Annotated in this window: 17 protein-coding genes and 1 pseudogene; 9 read left to right on the forward strand and 9 right to left on the reverse strand. The window is 62.6% G+C overall.

Going from position 1 to position 17,231, the window contains the following annotated elements:
- Positions 1 to 200: 200 nt before the first annotated feature.
- The 4 genes from ACGYLO_RS12905 to ACGYLO_RS12920 all read left to right on the forward strand — a co-directional run bounded on the left by ACGYLO_RS12905 (position 201) and on the right by ACGYLO_RS12920 (position 4,037).
- On the forward strand, positions 201 to 1,019 hold the full coding sequence (locus tag ACGYLO_RS12905) for an SDR family oxidoreductase (protein WP_271689507.1): 819 nt from the start codon (positions 201 to 203) through the stop codon (positions 1,017 to 1,019).
- A 33-nt stretch (positions 1,020 to 1,052) separates the two neighbouring features.
- Entirely contained in the window at positions 1,053 to 2,045 is a 993-nt protein-coding gene (locus ACGYLO_RS12910; protein ID WP_271689509.1) for a nitronate monooxygenase family protein, read from the forward strand.
- Positions 2,042 to 3,076 carry a phosphotransferase family protein gene (locus ACGYLO_RS12915; RefSeq protein ID WP_271689511.1) on the forward strand — a complete coding sequence of 345 codons (1,035 nt, stop codon included), beginning with the start codon at positions 2,042 to 2,044 and terminating at the stop codon, positions 3,074 to 3,076. The genes ACGYLO_RS12910 and ACGYLO_RS12915 overlap by 4 nt, the downstream gene beginning before the upstream one ends.
- A gap of 85 nt (positions 3,077 to 3,161) precedes the next feature.
- Complete coding sequence (locus ACGYLO_RS12920; protein WP_067265201.1) at positions 3,162 to 4,037, forward strand: acyl-CoA thioesterase II; 876 nt, start codon at positions 3,162 to 3,164, stop codon at positions 4,035 to 4,037.
- Between the two features lie 6 nt (positions 4,038 to 4,043).
- Here ACGYLO_RS12920 and ACGYLO_RS12925 read toward each other — a convergent pair whose 3' ends face one another.
- A complete protein-coding gene (locus ACGYLO_RS12925) occupies positions 4,044 to 4,820 on the reverse strand; it encodes an SDR family oxidoreductase (protein WP_271689513.1) in 777 nt (258 codons plus the stop codon).
- Position 4,821: 1 nt separating this feature from the next.
- Positions 4,822 to 6,096 (reverse strand): acyl-CoA dehydrogenase family protein, encoded by a 1,275-nt coding sequence (locus tag ACGYLO_RS12930; protein ID WP_394374206.1) that lies wholly within the window; start codon positions 6,094 to 6,096, stop codon positions 4,822 to 4,824.
- Positions 6,097 to 6,269: 173 nt separating this feature from the next.
- On the opposite strand from ACGYLO_RS12930, the gene ACGYLO_RS12935 reads away from it, so the two are divergent.
- Positions 6,270 to 6,683, forward strand: coding sequence for a CoA-binding protein (locus tag ACGYLO_RS12935; protein WP_271689514.1), 414 nt, complete (start codon positions 6,270 to 6,272; stop codon positions 6,681 to 6,683).
- Here the strand turns inward: ACGYLO_RS12935 and ACGYLO_RS12940 are convergent, their stop codons facing one another.
- From ACGYLO_RS12940 to hisA, 3 genes are read right to left on the reverse strand one after another with little or no spacing between them, the layout of a single operon-like run.
- The gene (locus tag ACGYLO_RS12940; protein ID WP_271689516.1) at positions 6,684 to 6,992 is read right to left on the reverse strand and encodes a phosphoribosyl-ATP diphosphatase; all 309 of its coding nucleotides are present in this window, start codon (positions 6,990 to 6,992) and stop codon (positions 6,684 to 6,686) included.
- Positions 6,989 to 7,750 carry an imidazole glycerol phosphate synthase subunit HisF gene (hisF, locus tag ACGYLO_RS12945; protein ID WP_067265192.1) on the reverse strand — a complete coding sequence of 254 codons (762 nt, stop codon included), beginning with the start codon at positions 7,748 to 7,750 and terminating at the stop codon, positions 6,989 to 6,991. The genes ACGYLO_RS12940 and hisF overlap by 4 nt, the downstream gene beginning before the upstream one ends.
- A gap of 3 nt (positions 7,751 to 7,753) precedes the next feature.
- Positions 7,754 to 8,473, reverse strand: coding sequence for a 1-(5-phosphoribosyl)-5-[(5-phosphoribosylamino)methylideneamino]imidazole-4-carboxamide isomerase (hisA, locus tag ACGYLO_RS12950; RefSeq protein WP_271689520.1), 720 nt, complete (start codon positions 8,471 to 8,473; stop codon positions 7,754 to 7,756).
- A gap of 129 nt (positions 8,474 to 8,602) precedes the next feature.
- Here hisA and ACGYLO_RS12955 point away from each other — a divergent pair.
- Positions 8,603 to 8,991 (forward strand): annotated as a pseudogene (locus ACGYLO_RS12955) (DUF2147 domain-containing protein).
- Positions 8,992 to 9,166: 175 nt separating this feature from the next.
- On the opposite strand, the gene hisH reads toward ACGYLO_RS12955, so the two are convergent.
- Positions 9,167 to 9,805 carry an imidazole glycerol phosphate synthase subunit HisH gene (gene hisH, locus ACGYLO_RS12960; RefSeq protein ID WP_271689521.1) on the reverse strand — a complete coding sequence of 213 codons (639 nt, stop codon included), beginning with the start codon at positions 9,803 to 9,805 and terminating at the stop codon, positions 9,167 to 9,169.
- Positions 9,806 to 9,809: 4 nt separating this feature from the next.
- On the reverse strand, positions 9,810 to 10,397 hold the full coding sequence (hisB, locus tag ACGYLO_RS12965) for an imidazoleglycerol-phosphate dehydratase HisB (protein ID WP_271689522.1): 588 nt from the start codon (positions 10,395 to 10,397) through the stop codon (positions 9,810 to 9,812).
- 159 nt (positions 10,398 to 10,556) lie between these two features.
- Here hisB and ACGYLO_RS12970 point away from each other — a divergent pair, with 159 nt between their 5' ends.
- Positions 10,557 to 10,796, forward strand: coding sequence for an Lrp/AsnC family transcriptional regulator (locus ACGYLO_RS12970; RefSeq protein ID WP_007120503.1), 240 nt, complete (start codon positions 10,557 to 10,559; stop codon positions 10,794 to 10,796).
- Between the two features lies 1 nt (position 10,797).
- On the forward strand, positions 10,798 to 11,166 hold the full coding sequence (locus ACGYLO_RS12975) for a hypothetical protein (protein WP_271689525.1): 369 nt from the start codon (positions 10,798 to 10,800) through the stop codon (positions 11,164 to 11,166).
- Positions 11,167 to 11,218: 52 nt separating this feature from the next.
- Here ACGYLO_RS12975 and ACGYLO_RS12980 read toward each other — a convergent pair whose 3' ends face one another.
- Positions 11,219 to 12,196, reverse strand: a complete 978-nt coding sequence (locus ACGYLO_RS12980) for a PleD family two-component system response regulator (protein ID WP_271689526.1) — start codon at positions 12,194 to 12,196, stop codon at positions 11,219 to 11,221.
- Positions 12,197 to 12,636: 440 nt separating this feature from the next.
- Here ACGYLO_RS12980 and ACGYLO_RS12985 point away from each other — a divergent pair, with 440 nt between their 5' ends.
- On the forward strand, positions 12,637 to 13,734 hold the full coding sequence (locus ACGYLO_RS12985) for a cupin domain-containing protein (protein WP_271689527.1): 1,098 nt from the start codon (positions 12,637 to 12,639) through the stop codon (positions 13,732 to 13,734).
- Here the strand turns inward: ACGYLO_RS12985 and ACGYLO_RS12990 are convergent.
- Entirely contained in the window at positions 13,726 to 17,127 is a 3,402-nt protein-coding gene (locus ACGYLO_RS12990; RefSeq protein WP_276154445.1) for an indolepyruvate ferredoxin oxidoreductase family protein, read from the reverse strand. The two genes, ACGYLO_RS12985 and ACGYLO_RS12990, sit on opposite strands and share 9 nt — an antisense overlap.
- Between the last annotated feature and the right edge of the window lie 104 nt (positions 17,128 to 17,231).

A 17,231-nucleotide genomic window follows, 5' to 3' on the forward strand; every position in this document is an offset into this window, starting at 1 on the left:
TACAGTATCTCTCTACGATGATCAGAATAACAAAACCGCCGCAGCGCAAAGCTGCGGCGGTTTTGCGTTGGAGGGGGGTAATCTCCCGACCAGCAAGAACCATATGACGCCCGGTTACCCGGACCTGTGTTGGGCATCCGCTTGACGCTGCCCAAAGCCCTGTCACAGTAGCGGCGACAGTCGACGTTGGGAGGCGGGGCATGGATATCGAGACGCTCTTTGGCTTGGAGGGAAAGACCGCTTTGATCACCGGCGGGGCCACGGGCATCGGGCGGATGGCGGCCGAGGCTTTGGTTCGGGCCGGGGCACGGGTCCTTTTGGCCAGCCGGAACGGAGAGGTCTGCGCGGCGGTGGCCGATGAGCTGAATGCGCTTGGCGCGCGGGGCAGCGCCGAAGGATTCGCGGGCGATGTGGGGACTGAGGCTGGCGTGGATGCGCTCGTGGCTGAGGTTCAGACACGCAGCGATCAGCTGCATATCTTGATGAACAACGCGGGCGTGACTTGGGGTGCGCCCTTGGGGCAGTTCCCTTACCGGGCTTGGGATAAGGTCATGGGCGTCAATGTCGCCGGGCTTTTCGATCTTACGCAAAAGTTGTTGCCGCTTCTCAGCGCCGGGGCCACGGTAGATGATCCCGCGCGGGTCGTCAATGTCGGGTCGGTCATGGGGGAGCGCGAGATGGGCGACGGCGCCTATAGCTATGCCGCGTCCAAGGCTGCGGTCATTCATCTGAGCAAAATCCTCGCCAAGGAGTTGGCCGGGGAAGGGATCACCGTGAATGCACTGGCGCCGGGGCCCTTCGTCTCGCGCATGACGGCTTTCGCCACGGGCGATGAGAAGACGCGGGCCGCGGTGGGGCAGGATGTCCCGCTTGGCCGTGTTGGACGGGATGAAGATATCGCGGGCTGCATGCTGTTTCTCTGCGGACGCGGCGGCGCCTATGTCACCGGGGCCGTGATCCCGGTCAGCGGCGGCATCAATGTGATGTCGGGACCGAATATTTTTGAAAAGGCATTGTGATGCCGAACGATAGACCCCGAACGGAGACCCCATATGCGTGACGACAGCCATCTACCCCAAGCCCTGCGCGGCCTGCGCCTGCCGCTGGTCGCCTCGCCGATGTTCATTCTATCGGGGCCTGAGCTGGTCATCGCGCAGTGCAAGGCGGGGATCGTCGGGTCTTTCCCGGCGCTGAATGCGCGGGAGGCGGAGGGTGAGCCGCCCTTGTTGGATGCTTGGTTGACCCAGATCACCGAAGCCTTGGACAAGCACAATCAGGATAACCCCGACCGGCCCGCGGCCCCTTTCGCGGTCAACCAGATCGTGCATCGGTCGAATGCCCGGTTGGAGCGTGATCTTGAGATTTGCGTCAAACATAAGGTGCCGATCTGGATCACCTCGCTCGGCGCGCGGGTCGAGGTGAACGAGGCCGCACATTCCTGTGGCGGCGTGACGCTGCATGACGTCATCAACAACCGTTTCGCGCGCAAGGCGATCGAGAAGGGCGCGGATGGGCTGATTGCCGTGGCCGCGGGGGCCGGGGGCCATGCGGGGCCGCAGTCGCCCTTCGCGCTGATCCGCGAAATCCGCGAATGGTTCGACGGGCCGCTTTTGCTTTCCGGGGCCTTGGCCACGGGCGAGGGGCTGTTGGCAGCCCGCGCCATGGGGGCCGATTTGGGCTACATGGGCTCGGCCTTCATCGCCACGCGAGAGGCGAACGCCGTGCCGGGCTACAAGGATATGATCGTCTCGGGCGGGGCGGATGACATTGTGACCTCTTCGCTCTTCACCGGGGTGTCGGGCAACTATCTGCGCCCATCGATCGAGGCGGCGGGGCTCGACCCGGACAATCTGCCATCGGCGGATGCCTCTTCGATGAATTTTGGCTCTGGATCGTCCAAACCCAAGGCGTGGAAGGAAATCTGGGGCGCGGGGCAGGGGATTGGCGCTGTCAAAGAGATCGGCGGCGCGGCCGACTTGGTGGACCGTATCGAGGCGGAGTATCGCGCCGCTGGCGCAAGGTTGGCAGCGGAGTTCGCACAGTGAGCACGGATACCCAAACCCTGAATGAGGACGCCGTTTGCCGCTGGTTGGAGGCGAACCTGCCGGGCTTTGCAGGGCCGTTGGAGGTCACGAAGTTTCGGGCCGGGCAGTCCAATCCGACATTCCTGCTTTCGACCCCGGCGCATGACTATGTGCTGCGCCGCAAACCCCCGGGGGTGCTGTTGAAATCGGCCCATGCGGTGGATCGGGAGTTTCGGGTGCAGAAGGCTTTGGCGGGCAGTCAGGTGCCTGTCGCTCGGATGCATCTGCTTTGCGAAGACGAGAGCGTCATCGGCTCGATGTTCTATGTCATGGACCATGTCCCGGGGCGCAACTTCAACGATCCCACGCTGCCGGAGCTCACCCCGGCAGAGCGTGGCGCGGTCATGGATGAGATGAATGGCGTGCTGGCCGCGCTGCATGAGGTCGATATCGACGCCGCGGGGCTGTCAGATTATGGCCCGCCCGGCAACTATTTCGAGCGGCAGGTGGCGCGCTGGTCGAAACAATACCGCGCGTCGGAGACCGAGCCGCAGCCGGATATGGATAGGCTGGTGCAGCGCCTCAGCGCCGAGCTGCCCGAGGAGGACGGGCAGCGGACGTTGGTGCATGGCGATTACCGGATCGACAATATGATCTTCGACACCCATGGCACCGCCTGCCGTGCGGTTTTGGATTGGGAACTGTCGACCATCGGCCATCCCTTTGCCGATCTCGCCGCCGTTATCATGCAGTGGCAGATGCCCGTGGGGGCCGAGGGGCGCGGCTTGGCCGGGGTGGACCGCAGGGCGCTTGGCCTGCCCAGCGATGCCGAATTCATCGCCGCCTATTGCCGCAGGCGCGGGCTGAAGGGCATCGACAACTTCGGCTATTACCTCGCCTTTTGCTTTTTCCGCATGGCGGCGATCATCCAAGGCGTGTTGAAACGCGCCTTGGAGGGCAATGCCTCAAACCCCGAATATGGGTTGAAATTAGGGCAATACGTCCCGGTTTTTGCGCGCCACGGGCTGGAGGCGCTGGATCGCGACCGCTGAGCGGGCGGCGGGGCGTTTGGCGCTTGAGCTTTGTGGTGAAAACCTGTTGCTAGGGCCGAAACACCCCGGCCCGAAAGGATGACCCATGACCAATGCTGCGCGGCAATTGCTTGATCTGTTGGATATCGAACAGCTTGAGGTCGATCTGTTTCGGGGCACGGGTGCTGGCGGTGAGACCTCAATGCGGATTTTCGGCGGTCATGTTATCGCGCAGGCGCTGATGGCGGCTTACCGGACGGTGCCAGACCGGGCCTGCCATTCGCTTCATGCCTATTTCATCCGGCCCGGCGACCCGAAAATTCCGGTGATCTATCAGGTCGATCGCGCCCGCGACGGGGGCAGTTTCACGACCCGGCGTGTGGTGGCGATCCAGCATGGCAAGCAGATCCTGAACCTCTCCGCCTCTTTTCAGGTCGAAGAGGAGGGGTTCGATTGGCAGCATGAGATGCCGCAGGTTTCGGCCCCTGAGAACTGGCCCGACCGGCCTGAATTGCGCGAGGCCTTTGCCGAGAAGCTGCCCGAGAAATACCGTGGGGACTTCCTGCGCGAGCGCCCCATCGAGATTCGCGAGGTCGAGCCGCGCGATTTCATGACGCCGGAAAAAGTGAGCGACCGCAACTATCTGTGGTTCCGCATGGGGGCCGCCGAAGGGCAAAACCCGGTGATGCAGCACGCGCTGCTGGCCTATGCCTCGGACATGAACCTGCTCGGCTCCTCTCTGCGGCCTCATGGGCTGACGTGGTTTCAAGGCAAGGTAATGACGGCCAGCCTTGATCACGCCATGTGGTTTCACGCGCCGATCCGCTTTGACGAGTGGCACCTCTATGCGCTCGACGCGCCCTTTACCGGGGGGGCGCGGGGGTTCAATCGTGGGATGATCTACAATCAAAACGGGCAATTGGTGGCGAGCGTGGCGCAGGAGGGGCTGCTGCGCCCGATCCGGCCCAAGGGTGAGAGCTAGGGGCCGCTAGCTTTCTTTCGCCGCCCCAAAGCGCCGGTTCAGCTTGCGCATTCCGCCGATCCAGCGGTCATAATCCTGCGCCTTGCCTCGCATATAGTCGCGCACCTGCGGATGCGGCAGCACCAGAAAGACCTCATCGCGGATCGCCTGCACGCAGGCTTCGGCCACCGGCTCAGGCTCCAACATGCCGTCAATCGCGGCGACATGGTCCTCCAGTCCGCGCATCATCTCGGTCCGGACCGCTTGCGGGCAGAGCACAGAGACCTTGATTCCGTCGTCGCCATAGCTCATCGCCAGCCATTCGGCGAGGCCGACGGCGGCGTGTTTTGTCACCCCATAGGGCGCCGCGCCGACCTGATTAAGCAGCCCCGCCGCCGAGGCGGTGTTGAGCAGATAGCCACCCCCGCGCGCCCGCATCAGCGGCACCAGATGCCGCGCTGCGCGGACATGGCTCATCAGGTTGATCTCCCAAATGCGCTGCCACTCGGCATCCGGGACTTCGACGCCGCCCTCGACCGAGATACCGGCGTTGGAGCAGAAAAGATCAATCGGCCCGATGTCACGTTCGACCGTGGCGATCAGCGGGACGATCTCCGCCTCGCGCGCGACATCGACGCGAAAGGCCGTGCCGCCGACCTCAGCCGCCGTCGCCTCGGCCCCCGCGCTGTCGATGTCTACACAGACGATATGCGCAGGCGCCTCCTCGGCAAAGCGCAGCGCCAAGGCCCGCCCGATGCCGCTGGCGGCCCCGGTGATGACGATGACGCGGCCCGCGAGCTCCATATCAGCTGTCGCTGCCAGAGCCGCGCGCGTTCGACGCCTGAAAGGCCTTCACCTCGGCCCGGGCGATCACCTGATGGTGCACTTCATCCGGCCCATCGGCAAAGCGCAGCGCGCGCTGCCACGTGTACATGCCCGAAAGCGGGCTCCACTGGCTCATCCCCATCGCCCCATGCACCTGCATGGAGGCGTCGATGATCTCGCAGGCCTTTTCCGGCACCAGCGCCTTGATCATGCTGACCCAGATGCGCGCCTCTTTATTGCCCAAGACATCCATCGCCTTGGCCGCTTTCAACACCATCAGCCGCATGGCTTCAATGTCGATCCGCGCGCGGCTGATCGTTTCCATGTTCTTGCCGAGGTCGATGATCTTCTTGCCAAAAGCCTCGCGCCCGAGCCCGCGTTCGATCATCAGGTCCAGCGCCTTTTCCGCCGCCCCGATCGAGCGCATGCAGTGGTGAATCCGCCCCGGCCCAAGCCGCACCTGACTGATCTCGAACCCACGCCCTTCGCCCCAAAGCACGTTTTCGCGCGGCACGCGCACATCGGTGAAACGGATATGCATATGCCCATGCGGCGCGTCATCATGGCCAAAGACATGCATCGGCCCGAGGATCTCCACCCCCGGCGTGTCCATGGGCACGAGGATCTGGCTCTGCTGGCGGAAAGTCTCGGCCTCGGGCGAGGTTTTCACCATGACAATCATGATCTTGCAACGCGGATCGCCCGCGCCGGAGATGTAGAACTTCTCGCCATTAATCACCCAATCGTCGCCATCCAGCACCGCGCTGGTCGAGATATTCCGCGCGTCCGAAGACGCCACATCCGGCTCTGTCATGGCAAAGGCCGAGCGGATTTCGCCCGCAAGCAACGGCTTCAACCAGCGCTCTTTCTGCTCAGGCGTGCCCACACGCTCCAACACCTCCATATTGCCGGTATCGGGGGCGGAACAGTTCAGGCTCTCCGGGGCCAGCGGGCTCTTGCCCAATTCGGCGGCGATATAGGCGTAATCAAGGTTCGCCAGCCCTTCACCGGTTTCGGCATTGGGCAGGAAGAAGTTCCACAATCCCGCCTCCCGCGCTTTTTGCTTGGCCCCGTCGAGCAATTCCAACTGACCGGGCGCATAGGACCAGCGGTCGGCGCGGCCTTCGCCAAGGCGAAAGAACTCCTCGGTGATCGGATCGACATTCTCACGGATGTGCTTGATGACCGCCGCCAGCAGTGGCTTGGCCTTCTCCGACATTTCGAGATTGTTCATATCCAAGGTCTGATCGATCATCCTATGCTCCCGGTGATGATGGTTCGCGGTGCTGCCCGGTTCCTCCACAGGCGGCCCTTTGGGGCGAGCCTATGCAATCGCCGCGGCCTTGCCAATCGCGGGCAGGGGGCGGCAGGCTTTACGCCGCGTCATTAAGCCGTTGAAACCCGCGCGCAGGCGCTTAGATCAGGCCTATGACAGATGCATTGATCAAAGACGTTCTCACCCGCACCCGCCGCATTGCGGTGGTCGGTGTTTCCCCCAATCCGGCGCGGCCCAGCCACTATGTCGCTGAATACCTTGCACAAAAAGGGTATGACGTGGTTCCGGTAAACCCGGTGCACGCGGGCAAGGAGGTCTTTGGCAAGACCATCGTCGCCACTCTGGCCGAGATCGACCCGCCGGTGCAAATGGTCGATATTTTTCGCCGGTCCGAGGATGTGCCCCCCGTCGTGGATGAGGCGCTAGAGGCTTTCCCCGAGCTTGAGACCATCTGGATGCAAATGGGCATCACCAATGCCGAAGCGGCGGCCAAGGCCGAAGCACGCGGCGTGGATGTGATCCAAGACCGCTGCCCCAAAATGGAAATTCCACGCCTTATGGGCTGATTATTTCCGGGCGGCCTTTTCGGCGATGCCGGAGGTCGATTGCCGCCGCGCCAACTCATCCAGCACATCGCTCAGCGGCACATCTCGGGCCGCCAGCATCACCAACAGGTGGTAGAGCACATCCGCGGCTTCCGAGGTCAGACCTTTGCGGTCATCCTTCACCGCCTCGATGATTGCCTCGACCGCCTCTTCGCCGAACTTTTCAGCGCATTTCTCTGGCCCCTTGGCCAACAGTTGCGCGGTCCAACTGCTTGAAGGATCAGCGTTTTTGCGGCTCAGAATGGTGGCGTATAGGTCATCGAGTGTCATGAAAGCCTCATCGGAATGCCAGCGGCAGCCATATGCTGTTTTGCCTCCTGCACGGTATATTCGCCAAAGTGAAAGATGGAGGCGGCCAGCACCGCCGAGGCGCCACCTTCGATCACCCCATCGACAAGATGATCCAAATTGCCGACCCCGCCGGAGGCGATCACCGGCACAGACACGGCATCAGAGATCGCGCGGGTCAGCGGCAGGTTGAACCCCTGTTTGGTGCCATCGCGGTCCATGGAAGTCAGCAGAATTTCACCTGCGCCCTTGGCGGCCACGGTGCGGGCGAATTCGACCGCATCGATGCCCGTGGGCTTGCGCCCACCATGGGTGAAAATCTCCCATTTGCCGGGGCTTACGGTCTTGGCGTCAATCGCGCAGACGATGCACTGGCTGCCAAAATGATCCGCCGCTTCGGCGATTACATCGGGGTTTGCCACAGCGGCGGAGTTGAAACTGACCTTATCGGCCCCCGCCAGCAGCAAGGCCCGCACATCCGCCACGGTCCGCACGCCGCCGCCCACGGTCAGCGGGATATAGCAATGCTCAGCGGTGCGGGTGACCAGATCGAACATCGTGCCGCGATTTTCATGGGTGGCGTGAATGTCGAGAAAACAAAGCTCATCCGCCCCCGCCGCATCATAGGCAATCGCGGCATCCACCGGATCGCCCGCATCACGCAGGCCGACGAAGTTCACACCCTTGACCACACGGCCATCGGCCACGTCGAGACAGGGGATGATGCGGGTCTTTAGCATGGCTCAGCCCTTCAACATCTTCATGGCTTCGGCCAGATCAATCGCGCCATCATAAAGCGCGCGCCCCGAGATCGCGCCCTCGATGACCCCGGTGTCCCGCAACGCGCCCAAGTCTTCGAGCGATGACACCCCGCCCGAGGCAATCACCGGGATCGAAACGGCCCGCGCCAGATCGGCTGTCGCTTCCACATTCGGCCCGCCCATCGCGCCATCGCGCATGATGTCAGTGTAGATGATCGCGGCCACACCTGCGTCCTCAAAGGATTTCGCGAGGTCGGTGGCCATGACATCGGTCTCCGTCGCCCAACCTTTGGTCGCGACCTTTCCATTCCGTGCGTCGATCCCCACAGCAACTTGCCCGGGAAAGGCGCGCGCCGCCTCGCGGACCAGTTCGGGGTTCTCAACCGCCACGGTGCCCAGAATGACCCGCGCGAGCCCCTTATCCAACCAGCCCTCGATCGTCGCCATATCGCGAATGCCACCGCCCAATTGCGCAGGCACCTTGCAGGCTTTCAAAATCGCCTCTACCGGGGCGGCGTTCACCGGGGTCCCGGCAAAAGCGCCATTAAGGTCAACAAGATGCAGCCAATCACAGCCCGCTTCAACAAAGCTAAGCGCCTGTGCGGCGGGATCGTCGTTAAAAACGGTGGCGCGGTCCATGTCGCCATGCACAAGGCGCACGGCCTGACCGTCTTTGAGATCGATAGCGGGGTAAAGGATCATGGCCGGGCCCTTGTTAGAGAAGTCGCTTTCCTTTTGCACGTCGCCAGGGATTTTGCAACGCGACCCGAGGTCAGTCTTGCCCGATTGAAAGTTGTGGCTAACACTAAAGCCAGATCGGGAGGAGAGATCATGAAACAGCTTTTTGCAGCGGCCCTTCTGGGCCTTGGCCTGACCGGCGCCGCCCATGCCGCGGATCCGGCAGTCGGTACTTGGAAAACTCAAGTGGATGACGGCGCCTATGCCCATGTCAAAATGGCCCCTGCGGCGGGGCGATCTGCGGCACCATCGCGCGCACCTTCAACGGCAGCGGCGAGTATAAATCTCCCAATATCGGCAAAACGCTCGTCATCGACATGAAGCCTCAGGGCGGCGGCAAATACGCCGGTAAGGTTTGGCGTCCGTCAAACGGCAAAATCTACATCGGGAAGATGAATGTCTCAGGCAACTCGCTGAAACTCTCGGGCTGCGTCGCGGGCGGGCTGATCTGCTCGAAACAGACCTGGGCGCGCATCAAGTAAGGGCAGTTCACCTCTGCCAAGGTCGGAAGGCGCGGGGCAAGACCTTCGCGCCTTCTTTGCCTTTTGCGTGAGGAAAGCGCATCGCAGAGGTATTTGTAAAAGGATGAAGTTGAAGAGGAACTTTCTTCATCTTCATCCTTTCTTAAATACCTTCCGACGTTTCAACAGGCGCGGGTTAAGGCGCCCAAGTCAGGAAGTTCGAGATCAGCCGCAGGCCGGTGGTTTGGCTTTTCTCCGGGTGAAACTGCATGCCCAGCATCGTGTCGCGGCCGATGATCGCCGTGACTTCGCCGCCGTAGTCGACATGGGCCAGACGTTCGGCGGGGTCGGCGACGGCCATGTGATAGCTGTGCACGAAATAGGTGTGATCGCCGGTTTGCAGCCCGTCGAAGACCGCGTGGTCGTGATCGATCACCAAGTCGTTCCAGCCCATATGGGGGACTTTGAGCTTCGGGTCTTTCGGGGTGATCTGGGTCACCTCGCCACCGATCCAGCCCAAACCGGGGGTGTCTTCATATTCGCGGCCCATGCTGGCCATCAGTTGCATGCCGACGCAGATGCCGAGGAAGGGGCGGCCCTTTTCCTCGACCGCCTCGACCATCGCATCATAGAGACCGCCAGCCCCTTTCAGGGCGGCCATACAGGCCGGAAAAGCGCCATCGCCGGGCAGGACCAGACGGTCGGCGCGGGCCACGACCTCGGCCTCCGAGGTCACGATGACTTCGCCTGCGTCGTGCTCGCGGGCCATACGCTCGAAGGCTTTATGCGCGGAGTGCAGGTTGCCGGATTCGTAGTCGATGATCGCTGTCAGCATTGGCTTACAAGGCACCCTTGGTCGAGGGGATGGCGTCCGCTTTGCGCGGGTCGGTCTCGACCGCTTCGCGCAGGGCGCGGGCGACGGATTTGAAAGCGGCTTCGGCGATGTGGTGGCTGTTGAACCCGTGGAGCGCGTCGACATGTAGGGTGATGCCGCCGTGGGTGCTGAGCGCTTGGAAGAACTCGCGGACCAGTTCGGTGTCGAACTTGCCGATGCTGCTGGTGGGGAAATCCACGTTCCAGATCAGGAAGGGCCGCGCAGAGAGGTCGAGCGCGCAGCGGATCTGCGCGTCGTCCATCGCCAGCAAGCAGGAGCCGTAGCGGCGGATGCCGCGTTTGTCGCCGAGCGCTTGGGTCAGTGCTTGGCCCAGGGTGATGCCCACATCTTCGACGGTGTGATGGTCGTCGATGTGCAGATCGCCCTTGGCACGCACCTTGATGTCGATCAGCGAGTGGCGCGAGAGTTGGTCGAGCATATGGTCAAAAAAGCCGACGCCGGTTTCATTGTCATAGCTGCCGGTGCCGTCGAGGTTGATCTCGAGCGTGATGTCGGTTTCGGCAGTGGTGCGGGTCAGGGTGCTGCGACGCATGGGGCATCTCCGAAGGCAATTGCTGCGCCCTTATAACAGGGCCTGCCGCCGCGCCAAGCCCAAGCGGTGAAACGCCGTTAGGCACGGGCAGCGCGATCGGGGATTGCGGGGGCAGGGCCCATATGTCAGCTTGAACCAAATCCCAGAAAGAGGCGCGACATGACCACCTGCGTATTCATCCAGATCCGCTGCCGACCGGGCACGACCTATCGTGTGGCCGAAGAGATCGCCCTGCGCGAAATCCATTCCGAACTTTATTCCACCTCAGGCGAATATGATCTTTTGATGAAGCTTTATATTCCGAAGGGCGAAGATGTGGGCGTCTACATCAATGACAATCTGTTGGACATCGAAGGCATCGAGCGGTCTTTGACCACGATGACCTTCAAGGTCTTTTGAGGTGGCGCGCCAGCTCATCCTGACAGCAGCCGTCTGTTCTGCTTTGTCGATCGCCGCGCTCGTGGCCTTTCCCGGCAGGGCCACGGCGGGTACGCGGGTCTATGAGGGGCGCGAAGCCGCGGCCCTGCGCTGTGCCAATACGCTGGCGCTGACGGCCGTGGCACTTTCCGCGGCGGAGTTGATTGGCGAGGGGGAGAAGAATGTGATGCTGGGCGTGACCGTGCGCATTCTCGACCGCCACGTTGAGGGGACCTGGGCGCAGAAACGTGCCGCGATGGAGGTGATGCGCGACCGGCGCAGCGTGCCTGACACGCTTGAGGATTACCGCCGCATCGCCGAACGCTGTTTGGTGCAATTCCCCATCAACTGAATGCGTAAACCCGCCCATGAGGCGGGTTTTTCTTGAGGCGATTGCCTTGTCGTCAATGGGCGGCGGAGACGGAGGGTTTCTCGGTCGGGGGGGTGTCGAGCTTGACCTTCTGCCGCATCGCGACGCGACGAATGGCGCGGTCGAATGTTTTTCTGACCCGCTGAGTGCGGCTGGCATTGGGCTGGATCGGGCCACCGACGGAGAGCATCACTGCCATCGGGCTGTTGTCGTCATGGCGCAGGTCCATGCCGTCCAGCTCCCCTTGGATGAGCACCTCGATCTCGGGCCAAGCGGGCAGGCTGTCACCTGTCACGATGCACAGCAGCGTGCCGGATCCGTTATGGGTCATCAGCAGTTGGGGGCAATCGACCACGCGCGCGATGGCCTCGGCCGCAGCAGCGATGGCGCGGGCGAATTCGGCAGTGTTGCAGGTCGCGTAAAGCTCATCGATGTGTTCGATTTTTGCCGCGAAAACCTGACAGATATCAAGGTGTTGGCGTGAAAGCTGCGACAGGTAATTGCCCAAGGAGAAGGGCAGCACCAATTGATCGACCCCATTGATATGCACAGGATCCGCCAGCGCGAAATCGTGGACACCGGGCTCGCCCACGTCTTTCAAATGCTGCGGATCAAGGCGCGGGGCGCGCTGGGTGTTCTCCAGCATCCGCTCGGCGATATGCACGCGGGTTGCAATGTCCTTCACGTCAAAAGGTTTGGTCACATAGTCGTTGGCCCCGGCGGCAAAGGCGCTTTCGATCGCAGTCGCGTCGGCGCGTGAGGTCACCATCAGGATCGGCGTGTCCTGATAGGCTTCCAGCGTGCGGATGCGGCGGCATAGGGTGATGCCGTCCATCTCGGGCATCTCGATGTCCAAGAGCAGGCAGTCGAAATGTTCTTTAGTGGTTTCGAGCAGTTCCAGAGCGGCAGTGCCGGAGGCGGCCAATGTCAAATGGGGGTAATCGGCTTCGCGGAAAACAACGGGCAGCAATTCGCGGATAAATGGGTCATCGTCGACAGCAAGAATTTTCATTTTTGGCACCTCTTTCGTGGGGCAGACGGGCAGTCCGGGTGTCTTTATAATCTGTTCATATCTAGTCGTATAAACCCGGCGAAATTGTGACGCTTTTGCACCAATACCTTGTGCCGTTGCATAAATTATTAACCATATTTTGAAGCCTCGCGAAACCATTGAATTGGCGAAGAGAGATGGCCGTGGCCCCTTGCTTTCCCGCATTACGGGAGGTGATTGCGTGGAAATTGTGCAGGCTTTCAGGCGCTATTGGGCGCGTGAGGGTGCGAAATCGGGGCGAGAATTTGCGGTTCTTGTGATCGCGCGAATTTCGCGCTGCGACTCGCTGGCCAAAAATGAGCGGTCGGGGGAATTTTATCGGCTGTGGTGCGTAACGCCCAGTTGACGCTTTGCCTGTCGCGCGCTCAACTGCGGCGCGATACGTGAAGAGGATGAGTTAAATGCGTTTGCCCGATGATGTTTTGGCGGAATTCTTGTTGCCCACGCGAGAGCTTAGGGAGGATCTGCCGTTCTTCACCAAGGTGCTGGGCATGCGGCTTGAGACGATCTTTCCCGCGGATGATCCTTCGGTGGCCAGTTTTTCGGGCCATGGGGTGCGGGTGAGGCTTGAGCGGGGGGCGGATGTGGCACCGGGGCATCTGCGCCTGCTGACCGATGCGCCCGACAGTATCGCAGAGGGGCAGCGGCAGTTGACCGCGCCCAATGGCACGAAGATCGAGATCCTGCCGCGCAGCCCGCGCGTGGACCAGCCCGAGACACAGCATGAGTTCGCCGTGCGGCGGCTGGCGGACGAGGCCCCATGGGTGATCGGCCGCGCGGGGATGCATTACCGCGATCTCATCCCGTCGCGGCTCGGCGGCTCAATCATCGCCAGCCACATCCGCATCCCCGACGGCGGCCCGGTGCCGGACATGGTGCATTACCACACCGTTGGCTTCCAACTGATCTATTGCTACCGGGGCTGGGTTGATGTGCTTTACGAGGAACAGGGCGATGTGATCCGGCTCCATGCCGGGGATTGCGTGACCCAGCCGCCGGGCATCCGCCATCGCGTTGTCGAAGCCTCGCCCTCGATCGAAGTGATCGAGATCGGCGTTCCTGCGGAACATGTCACCACCATCGACCACGAGATGACCCTGCCGAACGGCAAAGGCGATCCGGCACGCGAATGGGACGGCCAGACTTTCGTGCATCACGTGAAGGAGGGGGCCGAGTGGCAGCCCTTCCGTATTCCGGGCTTCGTCGCGCGCGACACCGGGATCACCAAGGGCACCAAGGGCGTGGCCGGCATTCAGGTGGCGCGTTTCGACGGTGGCACGCCGCCGCCCGCGAAGCACGACGCGGACATTCACTTCAGCTTCGTCATGGAAGGCAGCATGACCCTGAACGCCGAAGGGCAGGAGCCGCGCCAATTGGAGGCAGGCGATGCCTTCGTCATCCCGCCGGGCATGGTGGCGCAATATAGCGAGTGCTCGCCCGACCTTGAATTGCTCGAAGCCGGGCTGCGCGGTGATTTCTCGACGACGCTCTTAGCCTAGTCGCGCGGCCACTTCGGCCTGCACCTTCTCGGCTGCGGCCTCTTTCACGGGGCCGTAGCCGCGGATTTCCATCGGCGCGGAAAGCACCGCCAGCGCCGCATCATGGGGCAGGGCGGGGGCCTTTGCCATGACCTCCTCGTACCAGCCGATCAGACCGACCTCGAGCTTGCGGTCGGCACCGTAGCTGAACGGGTCAGCCCATGTGCCGCGCAGCGGTTTCATCGCCGCCAGAAGGTCGAAGGCGCGGCCCATCCAGGGGCCGAACTTGCGCTTGTTGGGGCGTCCGCGTCCGTCTTTGCCGGTGGGCCAAGCGGGCGGGGCAAGGTGGTAGTGCACCTTGTAGTCGCCCTCGAAGGTATCGGCGATACGCTCCTCGAAACCGCTTTGCCGGTGCAGGCGTGCGACCTCGTATTCGTCCTTGTAGGCCATCAGCTTGAACAGCGATTTCGCCGCCGCGCGCATCAAGTCGTCGGAACCTTCGGGCAGCTTGCCCACCAGCGCATCGAGCTTCGCCTTGTAGCGCTGGGCATAGGCGGCGTTCTGGTAGCCGGTAAGGAATTCCATACGCCGCGCGATCAGGCCTTCGACACTGTCGTCGGGCGCAGGCGCGGGGGCGAAATGCGCCTCGATCGCCTGCGGGTTGCCCGCCATGACCCGGCCAAAGCCAAAGGCGGCGCGGTTCTTGTCCGGAACAACACCGTTCAATTCGATTGCCTGCTCAAGCGCTGTGAGCGAGACCGGCACGAGACCCTTCTGCCAAGCGAACCCCAGCATCATCACATTGGCAAAGACCGCGTCGCCCATCAGCTTCTCGGCCATTGCGTTGGCGTCGAAAGCGGCAAGGTTCTCGGCCCCCACGGCCTGCGCGATCACCGCCTCGCGGTCGTCGATGCGCAACTCGGCGTCGCGGTTCAGCACCAAATCGCCCGTGGGCATCTCGGCGCGGTTCAACACGATCCGGGTGCCGCGCCGGTAATGGGCCGAAGCCTTGGGCGCGGAGCTGACCACCATGTCGCAGCCGATCACCGCATCGGCGCCGCCCTGATCGATGCGCACCTGATGCACCTCCTCGGGGCGTTTCGCCAGACGAACATAGCCCAGCACGGTGCCGAACTTCTGCGCGAAACCGGTGAAGTCGAGCACGCTGGAGCCCAGCCCCTCGAGATGCGCGGCCATGGTGATGAGCGCGCCCACGGTCACCACGCCGGTGCCGCCGACGCCGGTCACCAGCAGGTTGAAGGGTTGGTCGAGCTTGGGCAACTCCGGCATCGGCAACTGCGCCGAGAGCCCCGCCACGTCCAGCCCCGCGCCCGAGCGTTTGCGGCGGCTGCCGCCCTCGACCGTTACGAAGGAGGGGCAGAAGCCGTTAAGGCAGGAGTAATCCTTGTTGCAGGTGGACTGGTTGATCTGACGCTTGGTGCCGAACTCGGTCTTCTTGGGCTCGACGCTGAGGCAGTTCGACTCGAGGCTGCAATCGCCGCAGCCCTCGCAGACCAGATCGTTGATCATCACGAATTTCTTCGGGTCGTCCATCAGCCCGCGCTTGCGCTTGCGGCGCTTCTCGGTGGCGCAGGTCTGTTCGTAAATCAGCACGGTGACGCCCGGGATGTCGCGCAGCTCGCGCTGCACGCGGTCGAGATCGCCCCGGTGGTCGAATGTGGTGCCCTCGGGGAAGTCGTCCTTGGGCAGCAGTTCGGGCCGGTCCGAGACCAGCGCGATGCGTTCCACCCCCTCGGCGCGGCAGGCCTGCGCGATGGCGGCGACGGAGACGGGGCCGTCCACCGGCTGGCCGCCGGTCATCGCCACCGCGTCGTTGTAGAGGATCTTGTAGGTGATGTTGGTCTTCGCCGCGACCGCCTGTCGGATCGCCAGCGAGCCGGAGTGATACCAGGTGCCCTCGCCAAGGTTCTGGAAGACGTGCTTGTTCCCGTTAAACATCGAAGTCGCGATCCACGGCACGCCTTCGCCGCCCATCTGGGCGAAACCCGCCGTCTCGCGGTCCATCCAGGAGGCCATGACATGGCAGCCGATGCCGGAGTTCGCCTTCGACCCCTCTGGCAGCTTGGTGGAGGAGTTATGCGGGCAGCCGGAGCAGAAATAAGGGGTGCGGGTGGCGCCCGGGACGTTCAGCAGCACGGGGGGCTGGTCGGTCAGCGCGCGGGCTTTTTCGAGCAGCTTCTCTTCGGGGAAGAAGGCATTGAGGCGCGCGGCGATGATCGGCACCAGCTTCAGCGGCGACAGCTCCCCGGTCCAGGGCACCAGTTCTTCGAGGTTCTCGTCATGTTTGCCGACCATCCGCGCGGGCTTGGAGCCGGGCCAGTCGTAGAAGGCCTCCTTGAACTGGCTTTCGATGATGCCGCGTTTCTCTTCGATCACAAGCACTTCGCGCTTGCCCTTCACGAAGTCGAGCGCGTCGTCCAGCGCCAGCGGCCAGACCATGCCGATCTTGTAGATGTCGATGCCCAGACGGCGGCAGGCGGCCTCGTCGAGGCCCAGAAGCCGCAGCGCCTCCATCGTGTCGAGATGGCCCTTGCCGGTGGTGACGATGCCGAAGGAGACGTCTTGCGTGTCGTATATATGCCGGTCGATCGGGTTGGCGCGCATGAAGGCCTGCACCGCGTCGAGCTTGTGGTGCAGCCGCGTCTCGATCTCGGGCGAGGGGAGGTCGCCAAGCCGCACATGGAGCCCGCCCGGCGGCGCGGTGTAGTCGGGTTGTTTGAACACGCGGTCCGGCGTTAGTTCCACGGAGGCGCCGCTCTCCACGGTTTCCGAGATCGCCTTGAAGCCAACCCATGTGCCCGAGAAACGCGACAGCGCGATGCCGTATTCGCCGAAGGCTTGATATTCGGCGACGGAAGCCGGGTTCAGCGTCGGCATGAACCACGACATGAAGCCCACGTCGGACTGGTGCGGCATCGACGACGACACACAGCCGTGGTCGTCGCCCGCTACAACTAGCACGCCGCCTTTGGGCGCGGAGCCATAGGCGTTTCCGTGTTTCAGCGCGTCGCCCGAGCGGTCCACCCCCGGGCCCTTGCCGTACCACATGGAGAAGACGCCCTCGACCTCCGCCTGCGGGTCGAGATGGGCCTGCTGCGCGCCCAAGACCGCGGTGGCGCCGAGGTCTTCGTTCACCGCCGGAAGGAATTTTGCGCCCGCCTCGGCTACGCGGTCCTTGATGCGCCAGTATTCCAGATCGAGCCCGCCTAGAGGCGAGCCACGGTAGCCTGAGACGAAACCGGCGGTATTTAACCCCGCTGCGCGATCACGCCGGGCCTGATCCAGCATAATGCGCACCAGCGCCTGTGTCCCGGTCAGGAACACGCGACCTTCGGTCTGATCATAGCGGTCATCAAGTTTATAAGTGGTAAATTCGCGCGGTTGTTCTGTCATGGGGGTCTCCTCATTGGGAAGTATACCGCAGGATGCGCGAATTTTTGCACCAATTTTGCTGGCTTTGTCGTGGCCGAGCGGATAAATTATCCGGAAGAACTTTT

Origin of the sequence: Sulfitobacter sp. 1A13353, from assembly GCF_043557255.1 — a bacterium.
Taxonomy (GTDB): Bacteria; Pseudomonadota; Alphaproteobacteria; order Rhodobacterales; family Rhodobacteraceae; genus Sulfitobacter; species Sulfitobacter faviae.

What these genes read in the sequence shown, in the direction of transcription:
- hisH (WP_271689521.1), bottom strand. Translation starts at nt 9,805, where the DNA reads ATGCTGACAGCGATCATCGACTACGAATCCGGCAACCTGCACTCCGCG.
- hisA (WP_271689520.1), bottom strand. Translation starts at nt 8,473, where the DNA reads ATGATCCTTTACCCCGCTATCGATCTCAAAGACGGTCAGGCCGTGCGC.
- ACGYLO_RS12940 (WP_271689516.1), bottom strand. Translation starts at nt 6,992, where the DNA reads ATGACACTCGATGACCTATACGCCACCATTCTGAGCCGCAAAAACGCT.
- ACGYLO_RS12985 (WP_271689527.1), top strand. Translation starts at nt 12,637, where the DNA reads ATGCGTTTGCCCGATGATGTTTTGGCGGAATTCTTGTTGCCCACGCGA.
- ACGYLO_RS12905 (WP_271689507.1), top strand. Translation starts at nt 201, where the DNA reads ATGGATATCGAGACGCTCTTTGGCTTGGAGGGAAAGACCGCTTTGATC.
- ACGYLO_RS12990 (WP_276154445.1), bottom strand. Translation starts at nt 17,127, where the DNA reads ATGACAGAACAACCGCGCGAATTTACCACTTATAAACTTGATGACCGC.
- ACGYLO_RS12925 (WP_271689513.1), bottom strand. Translation starts at nt 4,820, where the DNA reads ATGGAGCTCGCGGGCCGCGTCATCGTCATCACCGGGGCCGCCAGCGGC.
- hisF (WP_067265192.1), bottom strand. Translation starts at nt 7,750, where the DNA reads ATGCTAAAGACCCGCATCATCCCCTGTCTCGACGTGGCCGATGGCCGT.
- ACGYLO_RS12930 (WP_394374206.1), bottom strand. Translation starts at nt 6,096, where the DNA reads ATGATCGATCAGACCTTGGATATGAACAATCTCGAAATGTCGGAGAAG.
- hisB (WP_271689522.1), bottom strand. Translation starts at nt 10,397, where the DNA reads ATGCGTCGCAGCACCCTGACCCGCACCACTGCCGAAACCGACATCACG.
- ACGYLO_RS12935 (WP_271689514.1), top strand. Translation starts at nt 6,270, where the DNA reads ATGACAGATGCATTGATCAAAGACGTTCTCACCCGCACCCGCCGCATT.
- ACGYLO_RS12980 (WP_271689526.1), bottom strand. Translation starts at nt 12,196, where the DNA reads ATGAAAATTCTTGCTGTCGACGATGACCCATTTATCCGCGAATTGCTG.
- ACGYLO_RS12920 (WP_067265201.1), top strand. Translation starts at nt 3,162, where the DNA reads ATGACCAATGCTGCGCGGCAATTGCTTGATCTGTTGGATATCGAACAG.
- ACGYLO_RS12910 (WP_271689509.1), top strand. Translation starts at nt 1,053, where the DNA reads ATGCGTGACGACAGCCATCTACCCCAAGCCCTGCGCGGCCTGCGCCTG.
- ACGYLO_RS12970 (WP_007120503.1), top strand. Translation starts at nt 10,557, where the DNA reads ATGACCACCTGCGTATTCATCCAGATCCGCTGCCGACCGGGCACGACC.